This is a genomic window from Falsiroseomonas frigidaquae, from assembly GCF_012163145.1.
Lineage (GTDB): Bacteria > Pseudomonadota > Alphaproteobacteria > Acetobacterales > Acetobacteraceae > Falsiroseomonas > Falsiroseomonas frigidaquae.
This window is the reverse complement of record NZ_JAAVTX010000011.1, coordinates 30,682-45,109: the sequence shown is the minus strand read 5'-3', so window position 1 is coordinate 45,109 and position 14,428 is coordinate 30,682. Positions and strand designations below refer to the sequence as shown.

Below are 14,428 nucleotides of genomic sequence, written 5' to 3'. Positions count from 1 at the left end.
GCATCTCAGCCGAACCGCCCGGTGACGTAGGCTTGCGTCCGCGGATCCCTGGGCCGGACGAAGATGTCCTCCGCGGTGCCGAACTCGACCAGCTCGCCGAGATACATGAAGCCCGCATGGTCGGAGAGCCGGGCCGCCTGCTGCATGTTGTGGGTGATGATCAGGATGCAGTACCGCTTCCTGAGCTCGTCGATCAGATCTTCGATCCGGCTTGTCGAGACCGGATCGAGCGCCGAGCAGGGCTCATCGAACAGCAGTATCTCCGGTTCAAGCGCGATGGCGCGCGCGACGCACAGCCGTTGCTGCTGGCCACCCGAAAGGGCGAGGGCGCTCTTGCGCAGGATGTCCTTGACCTCGTCCCACAGCGCCGCGCCGCGCAGCGCCGCTTCCACCCGGTCATCCATATCCGCTTTGGGAAGCTGGTGATGCAGGCGGATGCCGAAGGCGATGTTCTCGTAGATTGACATCGGGAAGGGTGTGGCGCGCTGGAAGGTCATGCCGATCCGCGCGCGCAGGCGGTTCAGGTCGATCCCTTCCTGCAGGATATCCTCGCCGTCGATCAGCACCTGCCCCATGGCCCGTTGGTCCGGGTAGAGGTCGTGGAGGCGGTTGATGACGCGGATCAGCGTGGATTTCCCGCAGCCGGACGGACCGATCAGCGCGGTCACGTGGCGGTCCTTCAGCGACAGGCTGACATTCTTCAGTGCCTGGAAGGGACCATAGAAGAAATCAAGATTCCGGATATCGACCTTCGTGGGGTGCGCTGGCGCCGCGGCCTCGCCGACGGCTCGTGCCGCCAGCATGCCGCGCATGTCCTGGTTCGCGCCATCCGACCCGGCTCGTTGCCCTGGCAGGATCATGTCCATGGTCCGCCTCTCCGCTTTCCGGCGGAGCTTGCGGCGGCCATGCGCCATCCGGCTTGAGATGCCGCAAGCCGTCGCGGCTGAAGATCAACTTCATCCAAGTGTCATGATACGCCTGGCGACAGCGGCGCCCGCTACAGCGACATGATCATGCGCCAGGAGAGCAGGCGTTTGACCTCGGCGCGCGGCAGCATCACAGCGATCTTGCGTCCATCCGCGGAGGAGAGGAGGACCGTGACGTGCTCGGGGTCATCGGTTGAGATGGAAACCTCCTCGAACTCATGCGTCGCCTTGGTGTGCCCGAGCGAGAGCATCACTGTCGCCGCGACCTTCGCCGCCTCCGGCGTACCGACCTCGTCTTTCGGCTTCCTGCTCATCGGTCACTTGCCCCTTCCGCCGCACGCTACCTTCATCCACCATGAGCGGGCAACGCAGCCAACGCGTCCACAGGTAGGAACAGGACCGCGCCGATGCCTCCTCTACTCGTGTTCCTCGCCGGTCTCGTCGCAGGCACAGGGGCCGCCGTGCTGGCGCCCGCTTTGGCGCCGGAGGCAACGCGCAACCTCCGCCCCGTGCTGCGCGCCGGGCTGAAGCTCGCGATCGCGGCCGGCACCGCGATGCGTACCGCCGCGTCCGAGGCAGCCGAGACGGTCGAGGACCTCTATGCGGAAGCGCAGGCCGAGCTCGCCGAGGCGCCGGCGCCCCAGCCGCCGCCCGCGCGGCCCGCCCGCGCGGCACGTGCGGCACGGGCGCCCGCCAAGCGGACGCGCAAGGCTGCGCGGGCGCCGGCCGATGCCTGAAGTCCCGCGCGCCATCATCGTCTCCGCAGTGGCGGGGCGGATGCGGCTGCGGTTGCCGGCACATCGCGACGACGCGGCATTCTTCGCACTGCTTGCACAGCGCGCGCTGATGCTGCCCGGCGTCGTCGGCGCCGCCGCGAACCCGATGACGGCAGGGCTCCTGCTACGCTTCGGTGGCGCGGCGGAGGCGGTGCTCGCGGCCGCCGCCAGGGAAGGCGTCTTCCGCGCCGCGGCACAGGCGCCTGCGACGCGCATGCCCTCGGCGGCGCAGCTTGCACCCTTCGGCGCGGCAGCCTTCGGGGTCCTGGCCGCCCTGCAGGCCGCGCGGGGCGCCGTTCTGCCGCCCGCCGTCACCCTGCTATGGTATGCGGGCAGCGTATTGCGCGGCGCACCCGCGCCCGACCCCGAGGAATAGCCCGAGAATGACCTGGCTGAGAGGGTCCGCGCCATCCTTGCGGCCAGGCCAGACCGGGTTCGGAGCCTAGCGCAGCAGCGCCGCCTCGCCGGTTTCCTCCCAGGGCACGGCCAGATCCTCGCGCCCCATCTGCCCATAGACGGCGAGGGGGCGGAAGAAACCTGCCGCGCCGGCGGCCTGTGCGCGGCTGCGCAGCGCGAAGCGGCGCTCGATCGCGGCGGGGCGGAAATCGAAGGTCGCAGCGACGCGCCGGGCTATCTCCTGCTCGGCGACCACGGCGCTGCCGAAGCACTCCACGGCGACGCTGACTGGCCGCGCATGGCCGATGACGTAGCCGAGATGCACTTCGCAGCGCCGCGCCAGCCCCGCGGCGACCACGCATTTCGCCGCGTGCCGCGCCGCATAGGCACCGATCCGGTCGATGCGCGACGGATCCTTGCCCGAAAGTGCGGCGCCGGATTGCCGCGCCGCCTCGCCATAGGTGTCGATGCCGTTCTTGCGCCCGGTGAGCCCCGCATGGCGCGACGGGCCGCCGATCGCGAAGGGGCCGCCGGCATTCACATGGATCTCGGTACGCGGCGTCAGAGGCAACAGCGCATCCGCCAGCGCCGGGACCACCACCTGCTCGCGCAATGCCGCCGCGAGCGCGCCGGCCCTTGGTGCGCCAGGAAGCGTCGCCACCGTGAGGGCGACGGAGGACAGCCCCGCGGCGCGGCCTCCGCCATACAGGACGCCCGCCTGTGTCTTGCCGTCCGGCGCAAGCCACGGCAGGTTCCCCCGCGCCGCATCCAGGGCGCGCGCCAGGCGATGCGCGATGACCAGCGGTGCCGGCATCAGCGTGGCCGTCTCGTCGGTGGCATAGCCGAAGACATTGGCCTGCTCGGTCGCGCTGAGCGCTTCCACCTCATGCTCCTCGTCGCGCGCCGCCTCATGCGGGGCGCGTGCCGCCGCCGGTAGCTCTGAGATGCTGGTCAGGATGGAGCAGGTGCGGGCGTCGAAGCCCTCGCCGACATAGCCGGCCTCGGCGATCACACGGCGCGCGAGGGAGGGCAGGTCGACCGCCGCCTCCGCTGCGAAGCGCGCGGCGATGAAGACGATGCCGGTCGCTACCGCGCATTCCACCACGGCGCGCGCCCGCGCATCCTGCTGCAGGAAGGCATCCACCGCGGCATCGCTGATGCGGTCGCAGAGCTTGTCCGGATGGCCCGGCGTCACTGATTCCGAGGTGAAGATCATGCCGTCACGCATTCGGCCTCTCCTGCTGCCGCCGCCGCTGCGACGCGGCCGAGATGATCCCGTTCACCGCAAGCGGCACCAGTGCCGTCGCCGCCGTCGCCGCAAATCCTGCCGGCCCGAGCGGTCCCAGTCCGAGCAGCCGGCGCAGCGGCCCCACCCCCTGCGCCGCGGCCTGCAACGCCAGGCAGATCCCGATGGCGCCGACCAGCCTGGCGTTCATCGGCGGCCCGTCGCGGTCGAACAGGCCATGAGTCTCCGACCGGCAGAGGAAGGCATGCGCCAGCTGCGCCAGCGTCAACCCATGGAAGGTCGCCGCCGGCGGCGCACCGAAGGTGGAGGCGAGCGCCGCGCCGCCGATCACGGCGCCTTCGCGCAGCAGCCGCCGGAAATCGGTGGGCGAAAGGATCGGCGCGCGCGGATCATGCGGCAGTTGCTCCAGCACATCGGGCTCCGGCGCCTCGAGCCCCAGCGCCAGCGCAGGCAGCGGATCGGAGACGAGATTGAGCCAGAGCAACTGCATCGGCGTCAGCGGCGCCGGCAGGCCGACGATCGCCGCGCCGAGCATCACCATGGTTTCCGAGGCATTGGTGCCCACCAGGTAGCGCAGCACCTTGCGGATATTGGCGTAGGTCGCGCGGCCGAGCTCGATGGCGTCGATCAGCCCACCCAGATCGTCGGTGGCGAGCACGATGTCGGCGACCTCACGCGCCACATCGGTTCCCGCCCCGCCCATGGCGATGCCGATCTCGGCGGCGCGCAGCGCCGGGCCGTCGTTGATGCCGTCCCCGGTCATGGCGACGATCCGCCCTGAAGCCTGCAGCGCGCGCACGATCTGCAGCTTGTTCGACGGGCTGACGCGGGCGAAGACATCGGCCTGCGGGGCGAGGGCTGCCAGCGCCTCGGGCGGCAGGTCGCGCAGCGCGCCGGCTTCCAGCACCCGCACCTCGCCATCGCGCGGCAGGCCGAGTTCCTTGGCGATTGCATAGGCGGTCGCGCTCTGGTCGCCGGTGATCATCATGGTGCGGATGCCGGCGACGTGCAGGGCGTGGATCGCCGCCGCCGCGCCGGGCCTCAGCGGGTCCGCGAGACCGGCCAGGCCGAGCCAGGTCAGGCCTTCCTCATCCTGCGGGTCGCCACCACCCTGCCGCCGCGCGACGCCGAGCACGCGCAGCGCCTGCCCCGCCATCCGGTCATTGGCAGCCATGATCGCCTCGCGTGCCTTGGCGTCCAGCGTCGCCTCGCCCGACATGGTGAGCCGCTTCGTGCAGAGCGCCAGCACTTCGGCCGGGTCGCCCTTCATCGCCAGCAGGGCGCCGCCACGGCCGCGGTGCAGCGTCGTCATGCGCTTGCGCCCCTCGGCCCGCGACACCGCCTTCTCCCTCGGCCAGCAGGCGCGCAGCCTGGCGAGGTCGAGGCCAAGCTCCTGCGCGGCGCGCACCAGCGCGGTCTCGGTCGGGGAGCCGGCAAGCCCGTCGGCGGCCTCCTCGACATCGCTGCACAGCGTCGCCGTCTCCAGCAAGGCCGCGGCGACGCCACGATGTGCACCGGCGAACATCGCGGGCGCCAGCAACGTGCCATCCAGATGCAGCGCGGCGGTGGCCATGCGGTTCGCGGTCAGCGTGCCGGTCTTGTCGAGGCAGACCACTTCCACGGCGCCCAGCGTCTCCACGGCGTCCAGCCGGCGCACCAGGATCTGCCTGTGCCGCATGTCCTGGATGCCGAGGGCGAGGGTGGTGGTGGCAACCGCTGGCAGGCCTTCCGGCACGGCGGCAACGGCCAGGCTGATGGCGCTGCGCAGCATCTCCGGCCAGGGCTGGCCGCGCAGCAGGCCGATGCCGCCGACGGCGGCGCAGATCACACCATTGACCAGCATGAGTTCGCGCCCGACCTCGCCGAGCTGGCGTTCGATCGGCGTCTGCGGCGGGCGGACGGCGCCGAGCAGCGCCTGGATGCGGCCGATCTCGGTCGCCGCGCCGGTCGCGGTGACGATCGCGAGGCCCGAGCCGCCGGTCACGCCGGTGCCGCGGAAGACCATGCCGTGGCGCTCGCCGAGCGGAGCCTCGACCGGCACGCGCGCCGCGGCATCCTTGGTGACGGGCAGGCTTTCGCCGGTCAGCGCGCTCTCGTTCACCGTGAGGTCCGTCGCGGCGATCAGCCGGGCGTCCGCCGGCACCAGGATGCCGGGCTCAAGCAGGATGAGGTCGCCTGGCACGAGAGCCGCGACCGGCAGCAGCATGCGCTTGCCGCCGCGCATCGCCGGCACCGGTGCGGGGGTGACCTCCGACAGGCCGCGGATGGTGCGTTCGGCGGATCGCTCGGTGGCGGTCGCGATGCCGGCGTTGAGCAGCACCACCGCGCCGATCGCGACCGCGTCGGCGAGCCCGCCCGTTGCGATCGACACCACGGCCGAGGCGCCCAGCAGCGCCACCGGAACCGAGGTGAGCTGCTCGGCGAAGATGGCAGTGGCGGAACGCCCCTCGGTGCGCGCCAGCAGGTTCGGACCGCCCGCGGCCAGCCGTGCCGCGGCCTCGGCAGGCGGCAGGCCGCGCTTCGGCGCGCAGCCCAGCGCCGCCGCCGCGGCTTCCGCGGGCATGGCGTGCCAGGCATGCGGTTCCTCGCAGGGCTGCGCCCGGGCTGCAGCGGAAAGGCTGCGCGCGCGCGGCGGGTCGCCCAACGCCGCACCCAGCACGGCGCGGAGACGCGATGCTGTGACCGAGGCCGCGCAGCGCACCAGCGCTGTTCCAGTCACCGCGGAGGCGCTCGCCTGTGTCACCCCGGGCACGCCGAGCAGGGCCAGCCGCGCCGCCTCGGCACGCTCCGGCGCCCTGCGCAGACGCGGGTCGGCAAGGCGGTAGCGGCCGGGCAGCGCATGCACGATGGCGACGCCAACCGCCCGGCGTGGCCGCGCGGGCAGGCTGCCCCCCGTCCTCATGTCAGCAGCAGGCCGACAAGGCCGAAATAGACCGCGAGCGACAGCACGTCCTGCACCACCGTTGCCACCGGCCCGGAGCCGAGCGCCGGGTCCAGGCCGGTGCGCTGGAAGGCCCAGGGCAGGAGGAAGCCGACCCCGGTCGCGATGGTACCGGCGGCCGCCAGCGCCAACGCCACGGCCAAAGCGAGGCGTGGATCGCCGAATACCGCCCAGACCGCCCCGAAGGACAGCGTGGCCAGGGTGACGCCCAGCAGCACGCCGGTGCCGAGTTCGCCCAGCAGGAGCCGCAGCGGCCCGCCATCGGTGAACGAGAGCCCGCGGACGGCGACCGCTTCGGCCTGTGTGCCGATGGCGTCCGCCAGGTAGACGATGGCAGGGATGAAGAAGGCGACGGCTATATGGGCCGAAAGCTTCGCCTCCGCCCCGGCCATCACCGCCGTCGCGGCGGCCGAGCCGGCCAGGCCGACCAGTAGCCAGGGGAGGCGGTACAGCGCACGCCGGAATGGGGGCGCCGTCAGCGCCGCCCTGGCCTGTTCGCTGCGGCCGAGGATGCCTGCCATGTGGTGCAGGTCCTCAAGATGCTCGTCGCGCAGGATGGCCATGACCGAAGTCGCAGTCAGCGCACCGAGGAACGCGCCAGCGGGGTCGAGCACGGCCAGCGCCGGCACCTCATGACGGATGGCGAGGCTCGCGGCCTCCTCGCATGTGCGCGTGACGGAGACCTGCGGCCAGGCGGGCTCGGCCAGTTCCGCGAGCGGCGTCGCATCTGCCGCTGCGAGCAAGGTGGTCAATCGCACCGCACCGAGCAGGGCGCGGCCCGGCCCCAGCACGAAGATCGGATCGACGGCAACAAAGCCGGTGGTGGAAATCAACGAGCGAACGGCCCCGACGGTCTCGCCTGGACCGGCGACAGGAACGGCGGCGTCGATATATGCGGAAACCGAGCGGGCGATCCGGCTGGCCGGAGCGCCGCTGACGGGCGGGGCATCCTGTTTCATGCAAAATCACCATACAGCGCGGTCATGACAGTTCTTCGATAAGAACCTGATCACATCGCGCGACTCCATCTCTGCGCCGGCACGGCAGCCTTTGCCTTGATGCGCGGCAAGTGTCGGGCATCTGGCGTGATCCGTGCCGTTCCCGGTCATGATCCGGCCGGCGATGCGGTGCGACCGGGCGACCTTCTTCGCTGATCCGCTCAGACGTTGCGGGAATGTCCAGGTCCGATCGCGGCGATCATCGACAGCCAGAAGGCAAGGACGGCACCGCCGCATCGTCGCGGCCTTCGTCCGCATGGCGACGATCCGCAGCATGCTTCTGCGGCTGGCCGCAAAGCCCCTTTAGGTTGAATCCGGACTCCAGACAGGCGCTGGGATCAACTGACGTGGACCGAAGATAAAGATCCCGATTTGCTCGGTGTATTGTCGATAATCCAGTCAACAGAATGTAGATCCGTCAGAATGGAGGCATGAGTCAGATTTTAATCTTGTTGACGAAGCGGCCTTATTCGGCGTTCGCTCCGAGCTTCCCTGAGGCAGCGCAGACGTTCGAAGCGGAGGCGATTCAGGCGACGCCTCCGAACGAGGCGAGCTCAAGCGGGAGGCGCGGATGGCTGACGACATCTGGCACGCCATGTCGAAGGGCATGCTGGCCTTTGCCCATGGCCGCGCCGGGGACCTTACCCAGTCCACGTTCCGTGACACCGGTTCGCTCGTCACATCGCTCTTTGACGGCGAGGAGGATGATCCGGGCGTCAAGCAGCGCCTGAAGGAGCTGAAGGAACAGATCGCCGCGCTGGCCGAGGAAGTGAAGCCCCTCATCGCCGCGGTGGAGGATGAGGCCAAGGCGGCGGCGGCCGCGGTTGGCAGGATGGCCACGGAACTTGGCACCGACCCCTTCACCGCCGAGGCCGCGATGCGTGCGGCGACGGAACTGGGCGTTGTGATTGACGCGCTGGGCCGCGCCATCGACGACCTTGCCGACGCCGCCGCGGCGCGTGAGCCGGAGGAGGCCGCAAAGGCCCCGCTGCGCGCTGCGATCAAGGGCATCAAGGAGCCGTGGATCGCGCCGTTCCGCGGCCTCGCACAGGATGCCGCCAAGGGTTTCGACAGCCTCTGCAACAGCGTGCTCGGTCTCGACGGTGCCAGCCGTGCCATCGGGACGCGGCTGAGCTGGGACCAGCCCGGCAAGCGGCTGGCCGTGCTGCTCGAAGCCACCGGATCGACCGCGCTGGGTCCGATCACGCTCGATGGTGCGGTGGTCGAGGGGTTCTTCAGCTTCGCCGATCGCGCGACGCTCGGCGTGCTGGTCAAGGCGCGCATCAAGGCCGGGCTGCGCGGCGACAAGCTGCTGCAGAAGATCATCCCGGGCCAGGCGCCGACGGCCGACACCGAGCCCACCGCCGTCACGCTCGACACCACCAACGGCCTCACCTTCGGCGCGGGCGCGGACCGCCGCCTCACGCTGCCTGTGCGCTTCGCCTTCCCGGGGCTTGAGCTGCGCGAACTTGCCATCGCCCGCCCGCCGGAAGAGGAGGCTCCGCCGGATTCCGGGCGCATCGACCTGATGGCGACCGTTGCCGGGCGCATGGGCGATGCGGTCGGCATCGTCGCCGAGGGCGTCGGCGCCGTGCTGACCTGGCGCGGCGGCGACGCACCCATCGAGGTCCGCCCACGCCCGCCGCATGCCGCCGGCATCCGCATCGAGGCCGGCATCGTGCGTGGCGGCGGCTTCCTGCGCCACGATGAGGACGCGGGCGAATACGGCGGCGTGCTCGACCTCACCTTCGCGAAGTTCGGTGTTACCGCCATATGCCTGATCGGCACGGAACCCTTCTCGCTCGTCGTCGTGCTCGGCGTGCGCTTCGCGCCGCGCATCGAGCTCGGCTTCGGCTTCACCCTCGGCGGCCTCGGCGGCATTCTGGCGCTGGAGCGGCGCCTGGATACGGAGGCGCTGCGCGCCGGCATCCGCAACGGCGCGATCGGCACCTTGCTGTTCCCCGACGATCCGGTGCAGGCCGCGCCAGGCATTCTCGACCGCATCAAGACGATCTTCCCTCCGCAGCCCGGCGGCTTTGTCGTGGGTCCCATCGCTGAACTCGGCTGGGGTTCGCAGGCCGGCTTCGTGAAGGCGAAGGTCGGGCTGGTGCTCGCGCTGCCCGATCCGCGCATCGTGCTGCTCGGCGCGCTGCAGGTGGGCGTGCCGACGGCGGAGACGCCGGATCGCCTGCGCATCGTCGACCTTCGCGCGGAGTTCTTCGCGGAATTCTCGGACGACTATCTTCTGGCGCGCGCCAGCCTGATCAACTCGAAGCTTGCGACCGCGACGGTCAATGGCGACCTCGGCCTGCTGGTTCGCTGGGCGGATGAGGAGATCTTCGCCATCTCGATCGGCGGCTTCTTTCCCGGCTTCGAGGCTCCGCCCGAGCTTGCCGATCTGAAGCGCATCGCGATCGAGGTCTCACCGCCGCTGCCCTGGATCACGCTGCGCGCCGAGGGCTATTTCGCGATCACCGCCAGCACCCTGCAATTCGGCGGCAGCTTCACCCTGCGCGCCAAGGTGGGGCCTGCCGAGGCACGCGCCTGGCTCGCGGTGGATGCGCTGTTCGAATGGGCGCCACGCTTCCGCTTCGTCTGCCGCATCGATGCCGGGCTCGAGGTCAAGGTGTTCGGCGAAACCCTGCTCGGCGTCAGCTTCCGTGGCGAGATCTCCGGCACCGCGCCCTGGCGCCTTGAAGGCCGGGCGAGCATCGAGATCCTGTGGTGGGACATCCCGATCGATATCGGGCCGATCACCTGGGGCGCGGAGGAAGCCGTCGCGGCGCCCGCCATATCGCCCATGCAGGTGGTGGCGCAGGCGCTGGAGGCGGATGCGGCCTGGACGCCGCGTCTGCCGGCCGGCGCGGAATCACTGGTGCGGCTGCGGTCGGATGAAATCACGCCGCTGCTGGTCCACCCGCTGGGCGCGCTGGAGGCGCGGCAGTTGTCGGTGCCGCTGGAGACCGAGATCGACCGCATCGGCGGCAATCCCGTGCTGGCCCCGCGCGTCCACCTCGACGCGCCACGCATCGGGGTTGCCGAGGCGGCCGCGCTGTCGCATGCGACGGACGCCTTTCCACCTGGCCAGTTCATCGACATGGCCGTCGAGGACCAGGCGAGTGGGCCGGATTTCGAGACCTTCCCCTGCGGCATCCGGCTGGCCGCCACGCGCGCGGTGCAGCCTGGTCCGGTGGCGTCGGCGGCGGTGACCTGGGAGACGGTCTTCCCGCATGATGACGCCATGGCCGGCAGCCGCACGGCGTGGGACCTCCGGCTGATCGCCCCGCACGCCTTCGCCACCGCCGCGGTCGGCATCGCGGCGCGCGCACGGGTCAACCCCTACGCCATCGGCATCGCCCCGGACGCAGGCATCGCCCTCGGCGACGCCGGGCTCGCGACCGTCGCGCGGATGGCGGATTCGGTGCGCGCGGAGGGTGTGCCGGCGGCCATGGCCACATCGGCGGCGCGGCGCCTTCTGCGCGGCATGGCGGTCGGGCAGCGGGAAGGCCTTCAGGTCATCAGGGCGAGGCTGGCGGCATGAGCGGATCCCTCAGCGGCATCGCGACCTTTGTCCCGAACGCATTGCGCATCGCGCCTGCCGTCGCCTTCCGGCCCGAGGCGGTGCGGCTCGGCGACCACAGCTTCGTGGGCTACGCCCGCTCCGGCCTCGCCGCCGCGTTGCAGCCGCCGGAGGGCGATGCGCTGCGCGCCACCGTCGCCGTCTCGGTCACCGTGCGGGATGCCACCGGTGAGCGCGTCGTGGGCAAGACGCTGACGCTGCGCGGCCCGGGCGACGTGCTCGGCCTCGACCCGCAGCAGATCATCCGCCGTGTGCCGGAGGATGGCTGCGTGGATGCCGAGGAGAATTTCCTCGCCCATGTCGAGTTCGACCGGCCGGAGTTGCCCTGGCTCTTCACGCCACGTCCGCCGGCCGGCGGGCGGCTGCCGCCCTGGATCGTGCTGGTGGTCTGCGACGCGCGAGCCGCGAGGCTGGAGCCGGGGCCATCCGGCCTGCCGCAGCGGTTGCGCACGCTCGCCGGCGAGTTGCAGCCGCTCGATGATGCCTGGGCCTTTGCACATGCGCAGGTGGCGGGGCAGCCGCCGGAGGGGGAGATCCCGGACCGGCTTTCCGATGCGCATGCGCCGGCCAACCTCTCGCGGCTGATCTGCCCGCGCCGCCTGGCCGCCGGCCGGTCCTGGATCGCCTGCGTGGTGCCGGCCTTCGACTGCGGCGCGCGGGCCGGTCTCGGCCTGCCCGGCGGCAGCCTTGGCCCCGCCTGGACCCGGGCCGCGGATGGTACCGACGCCAATGCCGAGATCCTGCTGCCGGCCTACCATGCCTGGCGCTTTGCAACCGGTGAGGCGGGCGATTTCGAGCAGCTCGCCAAGCGCATCCATGGTGTGCCTGCCCCCTGGAAGGTCGGGCGCCGGCTGCTCGATGCCGCCGAGCCGGGCGGCGGCCTCGCGCCGCTGGCCGATGGCGCGCCGGGCGACGTGCAGGTGCTGCGCTGCGCCCTTGTCTCGCCTGCACCGCCACCGGATGACGTGCCGGCGGAAGGCGCCGCCTGGGATGCGGCGGCGCGCGACGCGCTTCGCGGCAGGCTGGATGCGGAGGCCGGTGGCGACCCTGATCTGCCGCTTGTCGGGCCGCGGCTCTATGCGCGGTTCCAGCGCGGCGCGCCGCGGCTCGGCCCCGTCTTCGGCGCGCCGCCCGGCGATACCGCGGCGGCCGACGCCGACTGGTTCGCGCAGCTCAACACCACGCCGGTCCACCGCATCATCGCCGGTCTCGGCACCCGCGTGGTGCGGCGTGACCAGGAAGCGCTGATGGAGGCGGCCTGGCTGCAGGTGGGTGCGCTGCGCCAGGCAAATGCGCGCATCACCCGCATGCAGTTCGGCCGCTTCGTTGCCGGGGCCGTGCACCGGCGGCATGTTGCGAAGCTGCCGCTCGGCGACCTGGCGCAGGTGCTGCGTGGCGTGCAGGGCCAGATCCGCGTCGCCGCAGGGCCGCTGACCGTGCATGGGATGCTGGAAGGCAGCGCGACGCCGCCCGCCGCGATGACCGCGGCGTTCCGGCGCGCCGTCCGCCTTGGTGGGCCGCTGGTGCGGCAGCCCTCGCAGCTCGGCGCCGCGCGCGCGATGGTGGCCGAGGCCGGCGCGCTGCGTGACATGCGCGTGGCCCGCGCGCCGCTCGACGGTGTCGGCGGCCTGTCCCGCGCCGCGATCGAGGCGCTGCCGCGGGAAACGTTGCGGCGCGCCTTCCGGGTGGGAAGTGACGCGCAGCTCGCCCCCGCGCTGGACCGTCTGGTGGCCGGCACGGCCCGCCCCGGCGTGGTGGACCGCCTGCAGTCGCCGGCCGCCGGCTGGGCGGTTCCGCAGGGCGGGCTCGACCTGCGAATGCAGGCCGCGGAGCGCATCGCCGCGCTGGTCGAGCAGGCGATGCCGCGCGACGCCACGGTGGAGCCGGCGCGGGTCGAATCCCTGGCCCCCATCCTGTCCGGCATCGCCGCGGCCGGTATCGGCGCCGTCTCGGTTCGCGCAACGGTGGTGCTGCGCGGCCTGGAGGCGCGCGTGCCGCTGATGGTCTCGCCCCAGCGGCGGGACGAATTGCGCATCGAGCGCGCGCCGGCCAGCGTGCCGCAGACGCGGCCGGGTGATCTTGGCGGTGCGCCGCTGGGCACCCCCGGCGGCATCCGCGTGCCGCCGGTCGGCGGCGGCCTCGGCGGGCGCCTCGACGAAAGGCTGATGCTGCGCCGCGGGGCCGCGGTGGCGCCGGGACCTTCCCTTGCCACCACGCGCTCCGGCTCCGCTTTCGCGGCGCCCGCCCCGGCCGCCGCGCAGCTTTCCCTGAGCGCGACCGGGCGGCTGCGGCGGGAGGCCCTCGTCGGCGGGCTGGACCTCGGTGGCGCAGTGGTCGCGGAGCGCGCTCCCCCGGCACCCGAAGCCGCCGCCACCATCCGCCTGCCGCTCGCGGAGCGCTTCGACACCCGCGCCTCCCGCCAGGTCGAGGCCGTGCTGGCGGAACGGGCGCCGGCGCCCTTCCGGCAGATCGCCGACGCCGTTTCCGCCCTGGCGCAGGGCGGCGGCATCGGCGTCTTGGCGACGCTGCCGGATCGCGCCCCGGCCGCCCTCGATCGCGGTGCGCTGCTGGACGCCGTGGCGCCGGCGCGCACCGCGACGGCGGCGCTGCTCGGGCGGCTGACGCTGCGGCCGGGTGCGCTGCCAGCGGGCTGGTTCGATGACGGCATGCTGAACCCCATCATGGCGGCGCCGCGCTTCGACCGGCCGATGTACCAGGCGCTCGAGGCCTATGACCGGGACTGGCTGGTGCCCGGCCTTGGCGCGCTCGCGGAGACCGATTTCGTCACGCTGCTGACCACCAACCCGGCCTTCACCGAAGCCTTCCTGCTCGGCCTGTCGGACGAGATGGGGCGGGAGTTGCTGTGGCGCGGCTACCCAACGGACCAGCGCGGCACCTATTTCCGCCGCTTCTGGGATGGCGGGCAGGATGAGCTGAAGGCCGAGATCCACCGCTTCGGCGCCACCCCGCTCGGGTCGCATCTGGCGGCGGAGGATGCCAAGGCAATCGTCGTGCTGGCGATCCGGGCGGAGCTGGTGCGCCGCTTCCCGGATGTCCTGGCGCTGGCGATCGAGGCGCAGCCGGCACCGGATGCGGCCGGCCGCCCCGTGCTCGGCGCCCCGCCCGGCCCTGGCCAGAAGGGCCGCGTGGTGTTCCAGGCGCCGCTGCCGCCGGACCTCCTGCTGGTCGGCTTCGACCTGACGGTGGAGGAGATCACGGCACCCGCCTCCCGATGGTGGTTCGTGCTGGCGGAGCCTCCGACCGGCCCGCGCTTCGGCCTCGACCTGCCGCCGGAGGACGCGCCGGCGCCCGGCCGGCGCACTCCGCCGCCGCGCAACATGAATGCGCTGTCCTGGGGCGCCCTGCCGATGGCAGCAGCGGGGCCGTTCCTGGCCGCCGGGGCACCTGGCGCCGTGGCGGGCCTGGCCAATCCGGGCGGCGCGCCGGCCAGCCTCGCCTGGGGCGCCGATGCCGCGAGCACCGCCCGCATCCTGCTCCAGAGCCCCGTCCGCGCGGCATTCGACGCGCGGAAGCTGCTCGCGCCCGCCCGCCCGGAGTGATGCGC

Annotated in this window: 9 protein-coding genes; 4 read left to right on the top strand and 5 right to left on the bottom strand. The window is 72.2% G+C overall.

Going from position 1 to position 14,428, the window contains the following annotated elements; all coding sequences use genetic code 11:
* Positions 1–5: 5 nt before the first annotated feature.
* Positions 6–803, bottom strand: coding sequence for a phosphate ABC transporter ATP-binding protein PstB (gene pstB, locus HB662_RS27820; RefSeq protein WP_168055242.1), 798 nt, complete (start codon positions 801–803; stop codon positions 6–8).
* 194 nt (positions 804–997) lie between these two features.
* Entirely contained in the window at positions 998–1,240 is a 243-nt protein-coding gene (locus tag HB662_RS27815; RefSeq protein WP_168055174.1) for a hypothetical protein, read from the bottom strand.
* Between the two features lie 93 nt (positions 1,241–1,333).
* Here HB662_RS27815 and HB662_RS27810 point away from each other — a divergent pair, with 93 nt between their 5' ends.
* Together HB662_RS27810 and HB662_RS27805 are read left to right on the top strand one after the other, a co-directional pair.
* Positions 1,334–1,663 carry a DUF5132 domain-containing protein gene (locus HB662_RS27810; protein WP_168055172.1) on the top strand — a complete coding sequence of 110 codons (330 nt, stop codon included), beginning with the start codon at positions 1,334–1,336 and terminating at the stop codon, positions 1,661–1,663.
* Positions 1,656–2,078 carry a hypothetical protein gene (locus tag HB662_RS27805; RefSeq protein WP_168055170.1) on the top strand — a complete coding sequence of 141 codons (423 nt, stop codon included), beginning with the start codon at positions 1,656–1,658 and terminating at the stop codon, positions 2,076–2,078. Before HB662_RS27810 ends, HB662_RS27805 begins: the two co-directional genes overlap by 8 nt.
* Before the next feature lie 66 nt (positions 2,079–2,144).
* Here the strand turns inward: HB662_RS27805 and metK are convergent, their stop codons facing one another.
* Genes metK through HB662_RS27790 form a run of 3 tightly spaced genes read right to left on the bottom strand, consistent with a single transcriptional unit; the run spans position 2,145 to position 7,244 of the window.
* Positions 2,145–3,326: a methionine adenosyltransferase gene (gene metK / locus HB662_RS27800; RefSeq protein WP_168055168.1), complete on the bottom strand. Its 1,182-nt coding sequence runs from the start codon at positions 3,324–3,326 to the stop codon at positions 2,145–2,147.
* Positions 3,319–6,246 (bottom strand): cation-translocating P-type ATPase, encoded by a 2,928-nt coding sequence (locus tag HB662_RS27795; protein WP_168055166.1) that lies wholly within the window; start codon positions 6,244–6,246, stop codon positions 3,319–3,321. Before HB662_RS27795 ends, metK begins: the two co-directional genes overlap by 8 nt.
* A complete protein-coding gene (locus tag HB662_RS27790; protein ID WP_168055164.1) occupies positions 6,243–7,244 on the bottom strand; it encodes a magnesium transporter in 1,002 nt (333 codons plus the stop codon). The genes HB662_RS27795 and HB662_RS27790 overlap by 4 nt, the downstream gene beginning before the upstream one ends.
* Before the next feature lie 610 nt (positions 7,245–7,854).
* Between HB662_RS27790 and HB662_RS27785 the strand changes: the two genes are divergently transcribed.
* Positions 7,855–10,824, top strand: coding sequence for a DUF6603 domain-containing protein (locus HB662_RS27785; protein WP_168055162.1), 2,970 nt, complete (start codon positions 7,855–7,857; stop codon positions 10,822–10,824).
* A complete protein-coding gene (locus HB662_RS29860) occupies positions 10,821–14,423 on the top strand; it encodes a thioesterase domain-containing protein (RefSeq protein ID WP_168055160.1) in 3,603 nt (1,200 codons plus the stop codon). Before HB662_RS27785 ends, HB662_RS29860 begins: the two co-directional genes overlap by 4 nt.
* The last annotated feature ends 5 nt before the right edge of the window (positions 14,424–14,428 follow it).

Excerpts from the sequence above, each read along its gene's own strand:
- pstB (WP_168055242.1), bottom strand. The coding sequence starts at position 803 with ATGCTGGCGGCACGAGCCGTCGGCGAGGCCGCGGCGCCAGCGCACCCC.
- HB662_RS27815 (WP_168055174.1), bottom strand. The coding sequence starts at position 1,240 with ATGAGCAGGAAGCCGAAAGACGAGGTCGGTACGCCGGAGGCGGCGAAG.
- HB662_RS27810 (WP_168055172.1), top strand. The coding sequence starts at position 1,334 with ATGCCTCCTCTACTCGTGTTCCTCGCCGGTCTCGTCGCAGGCACAGGG.
- HB662_RS27805 (WP_168055170.1), top strand. The coding sequence starts at position 1,656 with ATGCCTGAAGTCCCGCGCGCCATCATCGTCTCCGCAGTGGCGGGGCGG.
- metK (WP_168055168.1), bottom strand. The coding sequence starts at position 3,326 with ATGCGTGACGGCATGATCTTCACCTCGGAATCAGTGACGCCGGGCCAT.
- HB662_RS27795 (WP_168055166.1), bottom strand. The coding sequence starts at position 6,246 with ATGAGGACGGGGGGCAGCCTGCCCGCGCGGCCACGCCGGGCGGTTGGC.
- HB662_RS27790 (WP_168055164.1), bottom strand. The coding sequence starts at position 7,244 with ATGAAACAGGATGCCCCGCCCGTCAGCGGCGCTCCGGCCAGCCGGATC.
- HB662_RS27785 (WP_168055162.1), top strand. The coding sequence starts at position 7,855 with ATGGCTGACGACATCTGGCACGCCATGTCGAAGGGCATGCTGGCCTTT.
- HB662_RS29860 (WP_168055160.1), top strand. The coding sequence starts at position 10,821 with ATGAGCGGATCCCTCAGCGGCATCGCGACCTTTGTCCCGAACGCATTG.